15 protein-coding genes, 1 pseudogene and 1 riboswitch are annotated in these 20,215 nt (G+C 32.7%); of the genes and pseudogenes, 5 read left to right on the plus strand and 11 right to left on the minus strand.

What is annotated here, in order from left to right:
• Nucleotides 1–24: 24 nt before the first annotated feature.
• The 11 genes from purD to N5D46_RS01630 all read right to left on the minus strand — a co-directional run bounded on the left by purD (nt 25) and on the right by N5D46_RS01630 (nt 14,688).
• Nucleotides 25–1,317 (minus strand): phosphoribosylamine--glycine ligase, encoded by a 1,293-nt coding sequence (gene purD / locus N5D46_RS01580; RefSeq protein WP_125349024.1) that lies wholly within the window; start codon nt 1,315–1,317, stop codon nt 25–27.
• Nucleotides 1,304–1,675 (minus strand): four helix bundle protein, encoded by a 372-nt coding sequence (locus N5D46_RS01585; RefSeq protein WP_125349023.1) that lies wholly within the window; start codon nt 1,673–1,675, stop codon nt 1,304–1,306. The genes purD and N5D46_RS01585 overlap by 14 nt, the downstream gene beginning before the upstream one ends.
• 57 nt (nt 1,676–1,732) lie before the next feature.
• Nucleotides 1,733–3,244 carry a bifunctional phosphoribosylaminoimidazolecarboxamide formyltransferase/IMP cyclohydrolase gene (purH, locus tag N5D46_RS01590; protein ID WP_280048990.1) on the minus strand — a complete coding sequence of 504 codons (1,512 nt, stop codon included), beginning with the start codon at nt 3,242–3,244 and terminating at the stop codon, nt 1,733–1,735.
• 89 nt (nt 3,245–3,333) lie between these two features.
• Entirely contained in the window at nt 3,334–3,894 is a 561-nt protein-coding gene (gene purN, locus N5D46_RS01595) for a phosphoribosylglycinamide formyltransferase (protein WP_038332368.1), read from the minus strand.
• A 159-nt stretch (nt 3,895–4,053) separates the two neighbouring features.
• Nucleotides 4,054–4,554 carry a peptidylprolyl isomerase gene (locus tag N5D46_RS01600; protein WP_038332370.1) on the minus strand — a complete coding sequence of 167 codons (501 nt, stop codon included), beginning with the start codon at nt 4,552–4,554 and terminating at the stop codon, nt 4,054–4,056.
• Nucleotides 4,555–4,683: 129 nt separating this feature from the next.
• Entirely contained in the window at nt 4,684–6,363 is a 1,680-nt protein-coding gene (locus tag N5D46_RS01605) for a helix-turn-helix domain-containing protein (RefSeq protein ID WP_219034720.1), read from the minus strand.
• 260 nt (nt 6,364–6,623) lie between these two features.
• Nucleotides 6,624–7,616: a phosphoribosylformylglycinamidine cyclo-ligase gene (purM, locus tag N5D46_RS01610; protein ID WP_114999539.1), complete on the minus strand. Its 993-nt coding sequence runs from the start codon at nt 7,614–7,616 to the stop codon at nt 6,624–6,626.
• A gap of 53 nt (nt 7,617–7,669) precedes the next feature.
• Nucleotides 7,670–9,175: an amidophosphoribosyltransferase gene (purF, locus tag N5D46_RS01615; protein WP_125349020.1), complete on the minus strand. Its 1,506-nt coding sequence runs from the start codon at nt 9,173–9,175 to the stop codon at nt 7,670–7,672.
• A 19-nt stretch (nt 9,176–9,194) separates the two neighbouring features.
• Nucleotides 9,195–9,917: a phosphoribosylaminoimidazolesuccinocarboxamide synthase gene (gene purC / locus N5D46_RS01620; protein ID WP_038332381.1), complete on the minus strand. Its 723-nt coding sequence runs from the start codon at nt 9,915–9,917 to the stop codon at nt 9,195–9,197.
• 421 nt (nt 9,918–10,338) lie between these two features.
• Entirely contained in the window at nt 10,339–14,046 is a 3,708-nt protein-coding gene (locus N5D46_RS01625; RefSeq protein WP_125349019.1) for a phosphoribosylformylglycinamidine synthase, read from the minus strand.
• A gap of 104 nt (nt 14,047–14,150) precedes the next feature.
• Nucleotides 14,151–14,249: riboswitch (purine riboswitch) on the minus strand.
• 193 nt (nt 14,250–14,442) lie between these two features.
• The gene (locus N5D46_RS01630) at nt 14,443–14,688 is read right to left on the minus strand and encodes a hypothetical protein (RefSeq protein WP_038332385.1); all 246 of its coding nucleotides are present in this window, start codon (nt 14,686–14,688) and stop codon (nt 14,443–14,445) included.
• A 192-nt stretch (nt 14,689–14,880) separates the two neighbouring features.
• On the opposite strand from N5D46_RS01630, the gene N5D46_RS01635 reads away from it, so the two are divergent.
• The 5 genes and pseudogenes from N5D46_RS01635 to N5D46_RS01655 all read left to right on the plus strand — a co-directional run bounded on the left by N5D46_RS01635 (nt 14,881) and on the right by N5D46_RS01655 (nt 20,032).
• The gene (locus N5D46_RS01635; protein ID WP_280048991.1) at nt 14,881–16,845 is read left to right on the plus strand and encodes an alkaline phosphatase family protein; all 1,965 of its coding nucleotides are present in this window, start codon (nt 14,881–14,883) and stop codon (nt 16,843–16,845) included.
• A complete protein-coding gene (locus N5D46_RS01640) occupies nt 16,835–17,722 on the plus strand; it encodes a diacylglycerol kinase family lipid kinase (RefSeq protein ID WP_280048992.1) in 888 nt (295 codons plus the stop codon). Before N5D46_RS01635 ends, N5D46_RS01640 begins: the two co-directional genes overlap by 11 nt.
• Before the next feature lie 3 nt (nt 17,723–17,725).
• A complete protein-coding gene (locus N5D46_RS01645; RefSeq protein WP_280048993.1) occupies nt 17,726–18,409 on the plus strand; it encodes a response regulator transcription factor in 684 nt (227 codons plus the stop codon).
• Entirely contained in the window at nt 18,402–19,796 is a 1,395-nt protein-coding gene (locus N5D46_RS01650) for an ATP-binding protein (RefSeq protein WP_280048994.1), read from the plus strand. Before N5D46_RS01645 ends, N5D46_RS01650 begins: the two co-directional genes overlap by 8 nt.
• 28 nt (nt 19,797–19,824) lie before the next feature.
• A pseudogene (locus N5D46_RS01655) lies at nt 19,825–20,032 on the plus strand ((4Fe-4S)-binding protein).
• The last annotated feature ends 183 nt before the right edge of the window (nt 20,033–20,215 follow it).

Genomic DNA, 20,215 nt, shown 5'->3' on the forward strand with positions numbered 1-20,215 from the left:
TTTTAATAATATAAACTGTATTTTTTATTGAATTACTCCAATATCATTTCGATAATATTCGTAATCAAAATGTACTTTTTTGATGTTTTCGTAAGCAGTTTCACGTGCTTCTTCTAATGTATTTCCTAATCCAACTATGTTGATTACGCGTCCACCAGAAGTAACAATTTGTTCACCTGATAATTTTGCACCAGCAATAAAATTAGGACAAGTTACATTTTCTAAACCACGAATCTCAAAACCTTTGTCGTAATTTCCTGGATATCCTCCCGAAACCATCACCACACAACACGCATGTTGATTTTTGAAAGTCAAGTCAAAATCTTCTCCTTTAATTGCTTTATTTACAACCTCAGCCAAATCATTTTCTAACAAAGGTAAAGTTGTTTGCGTTTCTGGATCGCCCATTCTTAGGTTATATTCCAACAAATAAACACCTTTTGTTGTAATCATCAATCCAAAGAAAATAACACCAGCAAACTCTGATCTTTCCTTAATTAAACCACATTTTGTTGGCTCCATAATTTCTTCTTCGAACATTTTGAAATGCTCTTCCGTAAACAATGGATTTGGAGCGATAACGCCCATTCCACCAGTATTCAAACCAGTTTCTCCTTCACCAATTTTCTTGTGATCTTTTGCCGAAACAAATGGAACGATTTTTTTCCCGTTAAAGAAAGACAAAATAGAGGCTTCAAAACCTTCTAAATATTCTTCAATAACCACTTCGTTTCCTGCATCACCAAAGGTTTTATCTTCCATGATATCCAAAACAGCTTGTTTTGCTTCTTCAAAATCTTGGCAGATAATAACTCCTTTTCCAGCCGCTAAACCAGAGGCTTTCACTACAATTGGATAATCTTGTGTTTTCAAATAATCAATCGCCAACATTGGTCCTTGAAAATTTTTATATTTTGCTGTTTTCACACCATATTTATCCATAAAATCCTTCGCAAAAGCTTTAGAAGCTTCTAATTGCGCAGCTGCTTTATGAGGTCCAAAAACATTTAAATTCTCTTTCTGAAAAATATCAACGATACCTTCTGCTAATTCAGCTTCTGGTCCAACAAAAGTTAAATCGATTTGATTTTCTTTCGCGAAATTTTTCATTTCTTCAATCGAAGAAACTGAAACGTTTGTTCCGATTTGAGCTGTTCCTGCATTTCCTGGAATAAAAAACAATTCTAAATCTTGTCCTTTTTGCTTGAAATCTTCAGCAAACTTCCATCCTATTGCATGTTCACGACCACCTGAACCGATTACTAAGATGCGAGTTGCGGTTTGCGATTCGCGGTTTGCGCTATTATTTTGTTCCATTGTTTTTCTTTGTTAAATAGTTTTGAAAATTTTTATTCATTCTACAATAATGATCAATTAATTCTAAAGCTTCATTTAATTCTGACTCTGTTATATAATTCAACTCAAAAGCTATTATTAATTGAGCTTCAACCTCAAAATCAGAACCTTTTGAAATAGATAGAAAATTAATCATTTGCTGATTTGAATTTCTTCCAGAACCTTCTGCGATATTTGAAAGAATTGAAACAACTGCTCTTTTTATTTGAACAGTTAATCCATACTTTTCTGATTCTGGAAATTTATTAGAAAGATTATAAACCAGTCTTAAAATTTCCAAACTTTTTTGCCATATGTCTAAATTTCTATAACTTCTCATTTACACTAAGTTAATCTTAAATTCCAACATCGCAAAACGAATATCGCATATCGAATTTTAGTGCATAAAATGTCTCATTCCTGTGAAAACCATCGGAATTTCGCGTTCATTACAAGCATCGATAGACTCTTGATCTTTGATTGATCCTCCTGGTTGAATAATTGCTTTAATTCCATTTTCTGCTGCAAAATCAGCTACATCACGGAAAGGGAAAAATGCATCAGAAGCTAAAACTAAATCTTCTTCCACTTTTTCTTTTGCACGAGCAATCGCTTGTTGAGCTGCCCAAATGCGGTTTGTTTGACCTCCTCCGATTCCGTAAGCTTGACCATTCGTTGCTACAACAATCGCGTTAGATTTTACCCATTTTACAATTTTTTGAGCAAAAACTAAATCTGTCATTTGACGATCTGTTGGTTGAGCTTCTGTTACTACTTTAAGATCTGTTGAAAACTGATTATCTGTAGACTGAACAATTAGTCCTCCATCAACTTTTACGTAAGTTACTTTATCTGAAACAGGATTTTTCACTTTGATGATTCGTAAATTTTTCTTTTGTTTAAAAATTTCTAACGCTTCTTCTGTAAATGAAGGCGCAATCACAATTTCTAAGAAAATTTTATTTAATTCAACTGCCGTTTTTCCATCAACTTCTCTATTGAAAGCGATAATTCCACCAAAAATTGACATTGGATCACATTCATACGCTTTTTCATAAGCTTCTAAAACATTATCTCCAATCGCCACTCCACAAGGTGTTGAATGTTTCACTGCGCAACAAGTTGTTTCTTCGAATTCTGAAACCACTTTATAAGCCAAATCCATATCACGAATATTATTGAAAGAAAGTTCTTTTCCTTGTAAATATTCGAAATCCTTCATTGCGCCATTTTTCGTTTTATCAACGTAATAAGCCGCTTTTTGATGTGGATTTTCTCCATAACGTAAATCCATCACTTTTTCGTAAGAAGACTCTAAAAATTGAGGGAAATCTTCTCCTAAAATGTAAGTAGAAATCGCCGCATCGTAAGCAGAAGTTAAGTTGAACACTTTACCAGCACATAATTTACGCGTTTCGATAGAAGTTGAACCATTCTCACGAATTTCATTCATCACCACTTCATAATCATTCACATCCGTTACAACCGTTACATCATAAAAATTCTTTGCAGAAGAACGTAACATTGATGGACCACCGATATCAATAAATTCAATCATTTCCGCTTCAGAAAGACCTGTATTCATCTTTTCGAAGAAAGGATAAAGATTTACAATAACGATATCAATTGGGTTAATTCCATGTTCCGCAATTGTTGCCATATGATTTTCGTCCGAACGACGCGCCATAATACCACCATGAATTGCAGGATGTAAAGATTTTACGCGACCATCTAAAATCTCAGGAAAACCAGTTACATCTTTTACTTCTGTAACTTCGATTCCGTTGTCTTGTAAATGTTTGAATGTTCCTCCAGTTGATAAGATTTTGTAATCTTGTTCAACCAAGAATTTTGCAAATTCTAACAAGTTCGACTTGTCCGAAACACTTATTAGCGCTTGTTTTTGCATTGTGTTTAGTTTTTAAAGTTTATTGTTTGTTTACTATTTTATTGGAAATGAAAAACCTCAATGTACACAACATTGAGGCATTCTATATTTTATGCTTCGCTGATTTGCTTGATTGCCTTAATGTAGATTTCACTTTCTACCTCAGCAACTTTACGCTGTAAATCTGCTACTTCATCACCTTCTTCAATTTCAAAAATTCCTTGACAAATAATTTGTCCTTCGTCTACACCAGCCGTTACAAAATGTACAGTTGCTCCTGATGTTTTTTCACCAGCTTCTAAAACTGCTTTGTGAACTTTCGCGCCATACATTCCTTTTCCACCAAATTTTGGTAATAATGCAGGATGAATATTAATCATTTTCGAGCCCCATTTCGAGGTAAATTCTGGAGATAATATGGTTAAAAAACCTGCCAAAACAATTAAGTCGATTTCTTCTCCTTCTAAATTATGTTCAGCATCTTCCGAAAAAGTTTTTCGGTCTAAGACATACGTTCGGATATCTTTATCCAACGATCGTTCTATTGCATAACAGTCGCGGTCTGCCATTACCATCGAAATCTCGACATTTGGTAACGTTCCGTCTTCAACTGCATCAATAATATTTTGAAGATTTGTTCCGCCACCGGAAACAAATACAGCTATTTTCATGTTTGTTTGTAAGTAATCTTGTTTGTTTTACAAAGATAAGATTTTAGTTGATGCAAGTCGAAAAATATAACGTGGATTTAATCTATTTATTAATGATTTATTCACAATTAAAAACAAGAAAGGCTATCTCAAATTGAAATAGCCTTTTGAAAATATTTTTTAGTGCCCTTGAGTTCCGTCAACTCCATGTGCGTGTCCGTGAGATAATTCTTCCTCAGTTGCTGGACGAACATTAAGAATTTCAACTTCAAATTCTAATGTTTTTCCTGCCATTGGAGGATTCAAATCTGCAATTACAGCCTCTTCTGTCACTTCTACAACTGAAGCACGGAATTGATTTCCTGCATCATCAGTCAAAGGTAAAATTGCTCCAACTGGTGGCAATCCAGATTCTTTGAACATATCTAAAGGTAATTGAGCAACAGCTTCTTCTACTCTTTCACCGTATCCTTCTGCTGGAGTAATTACGAATGATTTTTTATCACCAATTGTTAATTCTTTTAATTCTTCTTCAAATTTTGGAATCATCATTCCAGCTCCAAATAAAAAAGTTAATGGCTCTTCTGTATTTGATTGTTCTACAAATACTTTTTCACCATTCGCTTCGATGGTATGTAATGAGTAGTTTACTGAAACTACATTATTGTTTTCTATTGACATAAATTGTAAATTATGGATGCTTTTAAAAAGCGTTCATTTTTAATACTTATCTTTTAACAACAACTATTCCTTTCGAATAATTTGACCAATTTTGTCAGTTATTTAGATTTTTGAACTGACAATTTTTATTTAATCTATAAAAAGTAATGCTTTTTTGATGTCTTCATAACCAATTTCACCATTGAAATAATCATAAATTGGTTTTAAAACTTTATTCTCTTCAAATTCGATTTCACTATACGCTAATCGAACTTTATCAATAATTTTATCAGAAGGTTTAAATTTTGAATAATCCAAATCAGGCTCACTTTCTTTGATTTTACCAATATGATCGACAATTGCTGAAGTAGTTAAACCTCTTTTCTCTGCGATTTGATCCAAAGACAAACCTTCTTTCACATATTCTAATGTAATTTCGTAAGTCGATTTCTTTTGTCCTTTTTCTTTGGTTTTATTCTTTTCGATATTTTTTGCAATTTGTTTTTTATCCAAAGTTCCACCAGAATATCGGATAAAAGCAGCCCAAGAGTTTTGCAATTCTTTTTCATCTAGAAACTCATCCATTTCATTCGATAAAACCTGAAAACGTCTATCTGCCTTCATTGCAAGTGAATCAATTTCTAAAGCTGTTTGATTCAATCCGTGTAACATCAACGAATTTAAATCTCGTAAACGTGAAAGTGCAACATACCCTTGTCCTTTTTCGAACGCTTTTGATAGATCTATAAACGCAGAATCTAACGTCATTCCTTGTGATTTATGAATCGTAATCGCCCAAGCCAAACGCAACGGAACTTGTGTGAATGAAGCCAATGCTTTTCCGCTTTCGTCCTCTATTGCCCACGTTTCTGGTTTTGCAATGTAAAATTCTCCATCTAATGTTTTGATAATTGGCTCGTCTTTTTCAGTATACCCCGAAACATTTCCAAGCGTTCCGTTTACAAAACCAACTTCGAAATTGTTACGAACAAACATCACTTTCGCTCCTATCTTCAATTCTAAAACTTCTTCTGCTAAAACAGATTTTTTAAGAACCTCAACCAAAGCTGGATTTCCCGCAACTTTTGCTTCAAATGTTTTGGAAGAAGAATCAATATTAATCAATTGACCTTTATTAATTCGGTCCACATCCATATTATGTGTATACAAACGAGTTTGTGAATCTATTTCATCTGGAAAATATTCGATTCGAGTTTCTAATAAATCAACTGTTTTTTGCGAAATATTCCCCGAACGAATTTCATTCAAAATATCATTCAATGCATTATTTGTTTGACGATATTGCTCTGTCAAATAACAAATATGCACTTTTGCTTGAACCCAAGCATCGGACATAAAACAGAATTTATCTTTCGATTCTTCCCACTCTTCACCAATCGGCGGTAACTGGAAAAAATCACCCGAAAAAATTACTTGAACACCTCCAAAAGGTTCATCGTTTTGTTTGAAAAACTTCAAAACATAATCAACCGCATCCAACTGATTTCGGTGCAGCATCGAGATTTCATCAATAATTAAGACTTTTACTTTGTCCATTTTATCTCGGAAATATTTCTTGTCGCGAAGCGAAGCCAAATATCGATCAGAAACATAATCTTTTATTCCAATTCCAGCCCAAGAATGTATCGTTTGACCATTCATGTGCGTCGCAGCAATTCCCGTAGAAGCCGTTATAGCAACAGGAACGCCATGTTGTTTAAGATATTGAATGTATTGATTTAACACATAAGTTTTTCCGGCACCCGCAGAACCTGTTAAAAATACATTTCGACCAGATTTTAGAATTGCCAAAGCCTTTGATTGTTGCATAACTTATGAGTGAATTTGGAGTTTTTTGAATGAAATGCAAAGATACGAAGATTGAATGAGGTGAGGAAATGCTTAATAAATTAAAAAAAAGAAAATGAATTAACTTTAAAAGCTATTGTATTTTAATTAAGCTTTTTTATTTAAGAAAAAAACTACAAAATTTTATAACAAGGATCAATCTTAATCAAAAACAAATAATCCCAAAAAATAAAAAAACCGGATAAGAAATCTTATCCGGCTTTTTTAAACTATTTAATCTACTATTTCAATATAATTTTGTCAGCACCTTCTTGAATTTCTCCAATCAACGCACTTCCATCAATAATATTCAATACTTTTTCAGCATCAGTTTGGTCAACGATGACAACCATTCCAACACCCATATTAAATGTTCCAAACATTTCGTTTTCTGCAATTCCTCCGCGTTTAGCTAATTCTTGCATCACTGTTGGTACATTTATTTTTGCTTTTTCTATTACAGCAGTTAATCCGTCATTTATAATACGAGGAACATTCTCGATTAATCCACCTCCTGTAATATGAGCAATTCCAGACATTTCGATTCCAGCATCTTTGATTTTGAAAATATCATTTTGATATAATTTTGTTGGAACTAATAATGTTTCGAACAAAGGTTTACCTTCAAATTCTTCGTTAAAATCTGGGAAAACTTTACGAACCAAAGAGAATCCATTCGAATGGAAACCACTTGATGGTAACGCAATAATTACTTGTCCAGCTTTTATTTTAGAACCATCGATAATTTCATCTCGTTCTACTACTCCAACACAAAATCCAGCAACATCATAATCACCAACTTGGTACATTCCTGGCATTTCTGCTGTTTCTCCACCAATTAATGCTGTTCCAGTTTCTTTACACGCTTGTGCAATTCCACCTACAATTTCTGCTGCGATATCAGAATCTAATTTTCCACAAGCTAAATAATCTAAGAAAAATAATGGTTTTGCTCCATGACACAAAATATCATTTGCACACATCGCGAAACAATCAATCCCAACTGTATCGTAAACTTTAGAATCTAAAGCCACACGTAGTTTAGTTCCTACACCATCGGTTCCTGATACCAAAACAGGATTTTTGTAACCTCCTAATTGGTAAAATGCACCAAAACTTCCAATTCCATTCAACACGTTTGAATTGTGTGTTGCTGCAACTGCATCTTTAATTTTCGATACCGTTTGATAACCTTCTTCCTTATCTACTCCGGCTTGTTTATATGTATTGCTCATTTTAATTATGATTTAGTTTTTCGAAATACGAGATTCGAAATTCGTATAACTTATTAATCTATATGCAAAGGTTTTACCTCTTTACATTCTTCATTAGAATAATTTACGGGATATTTTTCTGTAAAACATCCAAAACAATGTTCTTTACTTCCTAATAAATCAATCAGATTATCAACTGTTAAGAAATCTAACGAATCGACATTCAAATAATCTTCAACCTCTTTAATTGACTTATTTCCTGAAATTAAATCTGCTTTAGAAGGCATATCAATTCCTAAATAACAAGGTGCAATAATTGGAGGCGAAGCAGAACGGAAATGAATTTCTTTTGCTCCTGCTTCTTTTAAGATTTTGATTAAAAGTTTCGAAGTTGTTCCACGTACAATCGAATCATCTAAAACAACCAAACGTTTTCCTTTGATTTTATTTTTGATGGGATTCAATTTTAAGTTGACCACACGTTCACGCATTTCTTGTGAAGGAACGATAAACGAACGCGACATATAACGATTCTTAATCAAAATTGGTTCGTAAGGAATACCCGAAGCTTCTGAATAACCAATTGCAGACGGGATCCCAGAATCTGGAACACCAATTACAATATCGGCAGCAACAGGAGATTGTTCGTATAATTTTCGACCAGATTCTACACGTAAATCGTAGATTTCATTTCCTTCGATATTCGAGTCAGGACGTGCAAAATAAATGTACTCAAAAGCACAAATATTACGCTGCGTTGGTTGATTTAATGAATAAGATTTCAAACCTTGTTCATTTACAACAATCAATTCACCTGGCTCTACATCACGGATAAATTCAGCTCCGACAGCGTCTAATGCACATGTTTCTGAACAGAAAACATAGGCATCGTCCAATTTTCCTAAACATAAAGGACGAATACCATTTGGATCGCGAAAAGCTGCCATTTGATTATTCGCTAATAACAAAACCGAATAAGCTCCTTTTACCTTTTCTGTACCTTTCTGTATAGCTTCTACAATATCTAAATGCGAATATTTTTGAATAGAACGTAATAAAACCTCCGTATCCGAAGTTGCTAAAAATGGTAAACCTTCTGCTTCTAATTCAGCTCTTAATGCTTCAACTTCAATTAAATTTCCGTTATGAGCAATAGAGAAATGAGGTTTTCCATAAATATTGTACGTGTAAAGTGGCTGAATGTTACGACGACTTCCACCTCCAGCAGTTGTGTAGCGTGTATGTCCAATCGCAGCATTTCCTTGGTATTCTTCAATCTCGGCTTCCATTGTTTTGAAAACGTCTAATACCAATCCTGTTTTTTTCACCGTTTTAATGTTTCCATCTTTCAAGAAAGAAACACCACACGCTTCCTGTCCACGGTGTTGAAGCGCAAATAAACCAAACTGTGCAATAGAATATGTGTTGATATTATTTGGCGAATAAACCCCAAAAACACCACATTCTTCGTTTACACTATCCACAGTATCGGCTGCATATTTTTTTAATAAATTTCTTTCGTAGAAATTCGTTAAATATTCAGCTTTTAATTGGCTTTTATGTAATTTTTTATCAATCATTATAGAATGAAAAAAATGTTTATTTTAAAACTTCTGTCAAACGATTATATACTTCGTGATAAGCTTCAGAAACATCACCTAAATCACGACGGAAACGGTCTTTATCTAATTTTTTACCTGTTTCAACATCCCATAAACGACATGTATCTGGAGAAATTTCGTCAGCTAAAATGATATTACCATCAACATCTTTACCAAACTCAATTTTGAAATCAGCTAAAATTAAACCAGCTTTTAAGAACAATTCTTTCAACGCTTCGTTAATTACTTCTGTTTGTGTGTACATTTCATCTAACTCATCGTACGTTGCAGCACCTAATAAAACTGCATGATGATCGTTGATTAATGGATCTCCTAATTCATCTTTTTTGTAACAGATATCAAAAATTGTAACTGGAGATTTCGCTCCTTCTTCTAATCCTAAACGTTGAGCCATAGACCCAGCTACATAGTTGCGCACAACCATTTCAATTGGAATAATTGATACTTTTTTCACCAATTGCTCACGATCATTCAACTGCTCGATGAAATGAGTTTTAACTCCTTTTTCAATCAAATAGTTGAAAATTAAAGTCGAAATTTTGTTGTTCATTTCTCCTTTGTCCTCAACAGTTCCGCGCTTTTGTGCATTAAATGCAGTTGCGTCATCTTTGTAATAAACAATTACTTTGTCTGCTTCCTCTGTTGAGTAAACTTGTTTTGCTTTCCCTTCGTAAATGAAGTCTTTTTTTGTTAAGCTCATCGTTGTTGTTTGTTTTTTCGAAGCTCGATTTTCGAAATTCAAAGTTATAATTCATCTAACTTCTAGTTTCTTATTTCTAACTTCATTACATCGTTTTTTTGTTTTGTTTGAAATGAAAAAGTCCACTTCGTGTTTGTTGTTTGTTTTGAAAATTAACTTGTTCAAGGTTAACTTTCGAGATTAATTTCGATTGGTTCAGGATCGAAATTGGTATTAGTTTGTTGTTTGTTTCTTTTTTAGAAATTCGAAATGCGAGATTCGAAATTCGTTATTTTATTTCCAATTGTCATTCTGAATGAAGCTTTAGCGTAATGAAGAATCTTTTTTAGATTCCTCGATAAGCTCGGAATGACAAGTTTTTATTTAATTTTTAGAAGTTAAATTTTCTCAAATCTAACATCTAATATCTCATATCTATAAACTACCCTCTAAAATACTCCACCGCATTTTTGAAGATATTCATATATCCATTTCCTGGAATGTTCTTGAATAATCCTTCTTCGTAACGCTCTGGATGTCCCATTCGTCCGTAAACTTTTCCACAAGGCGATACAATTCCTTCTACCGCAAACGTAGATCCATTTGGATTATAAGGCATTTTTCCAGCTAATTTTCCATCCAAATCTACAAACTGAGTTGCGATTTGTCCTTTATCAATTAACTTTTCTAATTCAACCTCATTTGCTACGAAACGACCTTCTCCATGCGAAAATGGAATCCAGAATTCTTGACCTTCCATTCCTTTTAACCAAGGTGAGTGCGATTTATTCACTCTCACTTTCGCTAATTGTGTAATGTGACGACCAATTTCATTGAACGTTAATGTTGGTGTATCTTCTTCTAAATCTTGAATACGTCCATAAGGCAATAATCCTGATTTAATCAATGCTTGAAAACCATTACAGATTCCTAAAACCAAACCATCGCGCTCTAATAAATTGTGAATTGCATTTTTGATTTTCTCATTGCGTAAAACCGTTGCAATAAATTTACCTGATCCATCTGGCTCATCAGCAGCTGAAAAACCTCCTGGTACAAAGAAAATATTGGCTTGATTGATTTCATTTACAAAAGCATCAACTGATTCTTCAACATCTTGTTGTGTTAAATTACGGAAAGGCAAAGTCGAAACGATTGCTCCTTCTCTACGGAACGCTTTTGCTGAATCATATTCTGAATTTGTTCCTGGGAAAATTGGAATGAAAACTTTTGGGTTTTCTACTTTATGATCGGCGAAGGCAAAACAAATTTGTTCTGCTTTTAAATCTTTTTCCTCAACAACAGTTTCAGTAGTTGATTTATATGGAAACAATGAATTGAATGTTTCTTTCCATTGTTGTTTTAATTCAATCAAATTAATTTCTTCTCCATTAAAGTTGAACGAAGTTGAATCATTTGTCTGACCTAAAACATGATAATTTTGAGCGATTTCAGCAGGAATATTTAAATCATCTGAATGTTCAATTACAATCGAAGCTGGATAATATTTTGCTACATCTAAATCAGTTTTGATTTCAAATCCGATTTCATTACCAAAAGCCATATTCGCTACAGTTTCTGCAATTCCACCAAATTTAACCGTCATCATCGATTTTACATCAGCATTAATTGTTCCGATAAAATCAAAAATAGCTTTTGTATTTGCTTCGTCGATTAAATAATCTTCTGTTAATGTTGGAATAAAAACTGAAAGTTTAGAATTCTTTTCAACTAAAGTTCCTTGTACAATTTTTTCAGCCAAAGAAGGCGCAACTGCAAAAGAAATCAACGTTGGCGGAACATCAATATCTTGGTAAGAACCAGACATCGAATCTTTACCTCCAATTGCAGGAATTCCGAACTGTTTTTGTGCTTCAATCGTTCCTAATAAAGCCGCAAATGGTTTTCCCCAACGCGTAGCTTCATCACGTAATTTTTCAAAATATTCTTGAAAAGTTAAACGAATATCAGCGTAATTTCCACCAGCAGCAACAATTTTTGTCATCGAATCAATTACCGCAAAATAAGCTCCGTGATAATTTGACCAACGAGAAATTGTAGGATTGTAACCAAATGAAGCAATAGAAACTGCATTTGTAAATCCGTCTGTTGGGAATTTTTGTACCGAAACATCTTCTGGTGTATCCATTGTTTGTCCACCAAAAGCATTCAAAATAGTAGAACGTCCAACGTTATTGTCAAACATTTCTACCATACCTTTTTGCGACGCATGATTTAACTCTTGCATCATTGCAATAAACGCTTCTTTATTGAAGGCTTTATTCTCAAAAGGATTTGTATATTCTTCGTCCGTAACTTCGATTTTAGCTTGTTTACGAACGCCATTTGTATCTAAAAATTTACGGTCTAATTCAACAATTTTTGTTCCTTTCCAAACCAAAGTCATTGTATCATCTCCCGTTACCTCAGCAACACAAGTCGCATCAAGATTTTCTTCTTTTGCTAATGAGATAAATGTTTCCACATCTTTAGCCTCAACCGCAACAGCCATACGTTCCTGAGATTCAGAAATCGCTAATTCTGTTCCGTTTAATCCAGCATATTTCAATGGAACTAAATCTAAATTAACATTAATTCCGCGTGCAATTTCACCAATTGCAACAGAAACACCTCCTGCTCCAAAGTCATTACATTTTTTGATTAATGCTAAAACATCTGGATTACGGAATAAACGTTGAATTTTACGTTCAACAATTGCATTTCCTTTTTGAACTTCTGCTGATAAATCGTCTAATTTAAGACCATCGTGTGTTTTAGATGAACCAGAAGCTCCTCCTACTCCATCACGACCTGTTGCTCCTCCTAATAAAATAATTCGGTCACCTGCAACTGGTTCTTCACGACGAACATATTCTTTTTTTACAGCTCCAGCCACAAAACCAACTTCCATGCGTTTTGCTTTGTACCCTTCGTCATAAATTTCTTTCACAAAAGTTGTCGCTAAACCAATTTGATTTCCATAAGAACTGTATCCGTTTGCTGCTTCTTTAGAGATTTTACGTTGTGGTAATTTACCTGGTAACGTATCTTCAATTTTTTCTAAAGGATTTGCAGCTCCTGTAATACGCATCGCTTGGAAAACGTAAGAACGTCCACTCAAAGGGTCGCGTATTGCTCCACCAACACATGTCGAAGCTCCACCAAATGGTTCCACTTCTGTTGGGTGATTATGTGTTTCGTTTTTGAATTGTAATAACCATTCTTCTTCAACACCATCTACATCGATTGGAACGACAATAGAACATGCGTTAATTTCTTCAGAAACATCAATATTTTTCACAACTCCTGTACGAGAAAGATATTTTCCCATCACAGTTGCTAAATCCATCAAACGAATTGGTTTAGTTATTCCTAATTCTTGACGAACTTGTTGGTAATAATCGAATGTTTTTTGAAGTGTTTCGTTAAATTTAGAATTAAATTGAACATCTGTAATCTCCGTCTCAAAAGTTGTATGACGACAGTGATCAGACCAATAAGTATCTAAAACTTTTAACTCAGTTTCGGTTGGATTACGATTGATTGATTTGAAATAGTCTTGAATAAAAACTAAATCATCCATCTCTAACGATAATCCAAATTGGTTGTAAATGTCTTGTAGTTTATTTTCGTCAGCAGAAATAAAACCTTCAATAATTGGAACTTCTGTAGCTTCTGGATTAGCTGGAATTTCCATTTTTGAAAGATCTTTCTCGCGCGACTCAATTGGATTGATTAAGTAATCTTTTACTTTCTTTAAATCTTCCACAGACAAATCATCATTGAAAACATATAGTAAACCAGATTTTACGGTTACATTTTCAACATTCATCAACACTAAACATTGTTCCGAAGAATCATCGCGTTGATTATATTGACCTGGTAAAAATTCGGTTGCAAAATAATTTTTAGAATAAGGAATGCTTTCGTTAACTGCATCTTCTACGTATTTGAAAACAACGTCTGTCACAGGATCGACAAACACCTTATTTTGAACCTCTTGTAATTGGCTTTCTTCTATATTAAATAGATCATAAATAACAAAAACCTTGCACACAATTGTAGGTACAAGGTTTTTGAGTTCTATTGTAGTCTTCTGACTGATAACGTCAAAATTTGATTTCTTCTGAATGAAAAGTCTGTGGTTCATTGTATTGTTTGCTGTACTATTTGGTTTAATGTGTTTAAACCATTTGTATCATCTACATCAACAAACAAACTATTTTCTAACGAGAGTGGTTCAAGACTCATTTTGTAGAAAAAAAATTCATTTGTAGTGGCAATTTTTTATGGTCTGCCGTAGAGACGCTCAACCTTATTATGAGCTATACAAATGTTGTAAACTTTAAAAACTAAATCACCTTTAAAAGTGAACTGCAAAATTAAACATTTTAATTAGTAAAATCAAATCTAAATCAACAATATTTTATTTAATTTTTTGGTTAAATATTTTTCTTAAAATTTAAGCATGATTATCAATCAAATGTCCCTTTTTACAACAAAAAAATCCTTATCAAAATTGATAAGGATTTTTCGTTTTCCGTAATTATCTTGTAATTGTCAAATCGTATTCGTTGTCTGATTCATCATATTTATATGATAATTTCATATTGAAATCTTGCATAAACTTTTTGCAAAACGTTTCTATATTTAATGAATCTGGAAAAGTAGCTTTGTTAACTGTCATAAACAAAGTTGTCCAACTTGTATTGTCTTTAAAAATTGTAGAGAATCTTTTCTCCCAATATGTTAAAAACTTTTCTTCTTTTTCATTGATTAATATCTCTTCCATTCTACCTACTTTATAAACCAATTACAAATTTACAACTATTTCTAATCAAAACCATTTTTTCACGAATTATTAACGTTTTCAGTTTCTATCTTTCATTCAAGAATCGCAAACTTAAGATTCGCTTAAGATTCACTTTTCCATGTTAATAATCTATTAAATATCAAGATATTTGAACAATAATTCAAAAACAAAATGTTTACAAATAATTTAAAAGGACGTTACAGTATTTTACTATTTTTCAGTTCGTTATTTATTCTAATTTCATTTATTCTACGCCTAATTTTTGCAATTTGGGTAAAAAGTGATTTCGATTGGAATATTGGCTCGTTATTGCACACTATTTTTTATGGATTGGTGTACGACATTAGCGTTGTAAGCTGTTTCACGTTATTCTTATCATTTTATTTTATGATTTTACCAAACAAATTCGTCAATTCATTATTTGATCGAACTTTCGTGTATTTCGTTTATACATTGTATTTGGTAATCATTTATTTTACATTTTGGGGCGAAGTTACATTTTGGGACGAATTCAAAAGCCGATTCAATTTTATTGCGGTCGATTATTTAATTTATACCTACGAAGTTGTCAAAAATATTCAAGAATCATATCCTTTACCAGTTTTAATTGGCGGAATTGTTTTAATTACTGGCTTGACAATTTTCGCAACAAAAAAAGGTTATTTCTTTTACAACACATTTCATAACAAACCAAAAACAAGTCAAAAAATTAGCGTTTTTGTGTTCAATTTACTACTTGCGGTTAGCTCATTGTTTCTTTTAAATAATGATAGTAGTTCAACTTCAGAAAATCGATACAACAACGAAGTTTCAAAAGCGGGAATCTTTTCTTTCTTTTCAGCTTTCCGAAATAATCATTTAAAATATGACGAACATTATAAATCTATTCCGATTGAAGATGCTTTTGCAGTGATGAAATCTGAATTGCAAGATTCGAAAACTGTTTTCGATCAACAATTCAAAAATCCAATACGAAGAACAATTTTAGCGAGTAATCCATCACAACCAGAACAAAAACCAAACGTGATTTTTGTGTTAATGGAAAGTATGAGTGCTTCATTTTTGCAAGAGCAATTCAACGGAAAATCAATCACTCCAAATCTTAATGATATTGCAAATAACAGCATCTATTTTTCGAATATGTATGCCAACGGAACGCGTACTGTACGTGGAATGGAAGCTGTTACATTATCAATTCCTCCTACTCCTGGAAACAGTATTGTAAAACGTGTTGATAATCAAAATTTATATACTATTTCGAACGTTTTCAAAGCAAAAGGATATCACAATATGTTCTTTTATGGTGGCGATGGATATTTTGATAATATGAATGCTTTTTATGGAGGAAATGGTTTTGACATTTACGATCGTGGTCGTGGTAGCGTTTTAAGTGATAAAATCAACACCAATCGTTTCAATATTAATGATGATGAAGTTACTTTTGAAAATGCTTGGGGAATTGCAGACGATGATATTTACAGAAAAGTAATCAAAGTTGCTGACGAAAAATACAAAACAAAACAACCATTTTTTGCTTTCGTAATGTCAACTTCTAACCACAAACCTTATACATACGAAGATGGAAAAATTGATATTCCGTCTGGAACTGGTCGTCCTGGTGCGGTGAAATATGCCGATTATGCGATTGGAGATTTAATTGCAAAAGCCAAAACAAAACCTTGGTTCAGTAATACCGTTTTTGTGTTTATTGCCGATCACTGTGCAAGTAGCGCGGGTAAAGATGCGATTGATGTAAAAAATCATCACATTCCGGCATTTATCTATAATTTAAAATCGCACGCCAACGAAAATGTAACAAAAGAAGTTTCTCAAATTGATATTTTCCCTACGTTATTTTCGTTGTTCAATTGGAAATATACATCTCAATTTTATGGAAAAGATATTTTTGATCCGCAATACAAATCACGTTCTTTTGTTGGTACGTATATTAAATTAGGAATGAAAAAAGGTGAAGATGTTTCGATTTTATCTGATCAAAAGAAAATCAATCAATACAAATGGATTGACAAAAATTTAATTGATACAAAGGTTGATCCTATTTTCGAGCGTTCTATCATATCTAATTATCAAACAGCCGATTATTTATTTAGCAATCATTTATTAAATGAAAAATAAAATCATTTTTATCATCAATCCTATTGCTGGAAAGGGAAAAGGACGAATGATTGAAACTGAAATTCAACACTATTTTAGTCAAAAAAATATTGATTACGAAACATTTTTGACTGAAAGTATTGGTCACGCAACCGAAATTACGAATCAAGTTCTCACAAAAAATCCTGATATAATAGTAGCTTGTGGCGGCGACGGAACAATAAACGAAGTCGCTCAAACTTTGGTTGGTAACAATGTTGCTTTGGGAATTATTCCGATTGGCTCTGGAAATGGATTAGCGGCTAATTTGCATATCCCTAAATCTACCGAAAAAGCTTTTGAAATGATTCTGAATGCAAAAATCAATAAAATTGATGCAGGAAAAATCAACGAAAAATACTTTTTCAGCAACATGGGATTAGGAATTGATGCAGATGTAATTAACAATTATGCGCAAACCAAAACCAGAAACTTTTTGGGATATGTAACTGCCAGTACAAAAGCAATTTTTAACTTTCAACCAAAAAAATTTAGCATCGAATTAGATGATCAACATACATTCGATGATGATTTTTATTTTGTGTTCTGCTCTAACTCTAACGAAGCGGGTTACGGCATCTCATTTTCACCCAATGCAAAATTAAATGATGGAAAATTAGACTTTCTTGCAGTAAAAAAGCTTAATTTTATAAAACAAATTCAGTTTTCGGCTTGTGTTTTAGGAAAACGAATTGAAAAAATGAAGCAAGCAAAAGTATTGCAAATCAATTCAGTAAAATTCAATTCCAAACAACCTAAAACTATTGCACAAGTTGATGGTGAAGCCGTTATTTTTAACCAAAATTCTATTGAAGTTTCGATTGTCCCGAATGCTTTAAATGTTATTGTTCCGAATTAGAAAATGAACAAACCAAAAGTTTTAATTGTTGAAGATGAATTGGGAATTGCCAATTTTATGCTTCAAGGTTTAGAAGAAGAAAATTTATCGCCAACGCACTGTTTAAGTGGCGAAGATGCTTTAGTGAAAATAAACAACGAGAAATTTGATGTTATTTTGTTAGATTGGATGATTTTAAATATTTCTGGATTAGAAGTTTGTAAAGCAATCCGAAATTCTGAAAATATGAACCAAAAAACACCCATTATTTTCATTACAGCGAAAGATACAGTTCAAGATACGATTGAAGGTTTGAATGCTGGTGCAAATGACTACATCAAAAAACCATTTGATTTTAATGAATTGGTAGCACGAATTAACGTTTATCTTCGTCAAAATGAATCAAATAATCTTTTGAATTTCGGAAATATTTCAATCAATCCAGAAACGCACCAAACTTTTTTAGACAATAATTTAATTGAATTAACACTAAAGGAATTTCAACTTTTAGCTTACCTATTCAAGAATAAAAACCGAATTTGTACACGCAAAGAAATCATTGAAAACGTTTGGGACATTCACTTTGAATACGATACAAGTGTGATTGATGTTTTTATTAATGCGATTCGTAAAAAATTGAATCTAAAAAAAGACGATCCGCGCTTACATACCATTCGTGGCGTTGGTTACATTTCGAAAGATGCTTAAAAAATTCTCGGTAAAAAATAGAATTGCGCTTTTCTACAGCCTTACTTTTTCGGTTATTTTACTGATTATCTTCTCTTTAATTTATTTTTCGGTAAACCGAGGCATCAACAAAACGATGTACGAAACGTTGGAGGAAGAAATTAACAGCCACGTTGATTATGTTTTACACGAACCAACATTAGAAAACTTTGTTCAACCGCGCGAATGGGAAGAAGTTGAACATACAGACATTGCACTGAATCCTGTTTTTATCTCAATTTATGATAAAAATTTCAAGCTGATTGAGAGTTCTCCAAACATGGTGCAAAATCAATTGGATTGGAACAATGAAGAACCAGAAAATAAGCCATTTTACGCCGAATATAATTCAATTCAGTTATTAATTTCTCAAGCAAAATTGATTCATCACGGCGAAGTTGTGGGATATTTGGTCGTCGGCGTTTCGACAAAACACAATCAATTGGCGCTAGATTATTTGAAAACTGCCTTACTTATTATCTTTCCTATTTCGGTTTTATTGACGTTTCTTTTAGCTCGTTTTATTGCTGCTAAATCGATTAAACCTGTTTTCAATGTGATTCATACAGCACAGTCTATCACAGAAAATAATCTTTCAGAACGCATTCAATTACCTAAAAATAAAGATGAATTATTTCAACTTTCAGCGACAATAAATTCATTGTTAGATCGATTAGAGTTTCAAATATTAAAAGCTAAACAGTTTTCGGCTGACGCTTCACACGAACTTCGAACACCATTAGCGATTATAAAAGGAACGTTGGAAATTTTGATTCGACGCGAACGCACGCCTGAACAATACAATGAAAAAATAGATTACACATTGAAACAAGTGAATCGTTTGGATCGTTTGGTGGAACAATTTTTATTGCTTTCTCGTGTCGAAAATAATAGTTTGGAGTTAAAAACTTCTTTATTTGAACTAAAATCCGAAGTTTTAAAATCAATTGAACGTTTTGATGTTTTGTTACAAGAAAAACAAATTTCTGTTGATACGGAACAACTTCAAGCTTATGAAATTGATAATTACCAAGAATTTTTTGAGATTATTATAGATAATATTTTGTCAAATGCCATAAAATATTCGAACTTAAAAGGTCAAATCACAATTCTTTCTAACATCGAAAATGATTGCTATGAATTGATTTTTGAAGACAATGGAATTGGAATGAATCAAGAAGATTTAAAATTTGTTCAAGAACGATTTTTCCGAATTAAAAATGATTCAACACTCCATATTTCTGGTTCTGGATTAGGATTAAATATTGCAACACAATTAGCTAAAATGTCTGATATTAAAATGCGAATTGAGAGTTCTCAAAATATTGGGACTAAAATTATTTTAACGTTGAACATTGAAAATTTTTAAGTAACTTCAATTCATAAAAAACAAAAAAATCAGCCAACACGAATATACCAACAGAGAAATTACTATAATCTGGAAGCCTGAATTATGTCAACACGCAGGCATTTGCGTAAAATTACTTCCAAATGTATATAATCCGAAAGAAAAACCTTGGCTAAAACCAGAAAACGAAACAAGCGAAGCACTTGTTAGTCAAATTTCAAAATTGTCCTTCAGGCGCGTTGAGTATAAAGAAGTAAAATAAATATTTTAGCATTTTATGTTCCTATGTTGCTAATCTTTAACTTCCCTCTGATTTCTTATTCATTAAATAAAGTTCGTATATTCGCAAAATCAAAATTTAAGTAAGACACAATGTAAAAAATAATTTCTTTCAGACAAATCAGAACAACAACCTCAAAACGGTTGCTGTATTGTTTCAC

Origin of the sequence: Empedobacter sp. GD03865, from assembly GCF_029840775.1 — a bacterium.
Lineage (GTDB): Bacteria > Bacteroidota > Bacteroidia > Flavobacteriales > Weeksellaceae > Empedobacter > Empedobacter falsenii_B.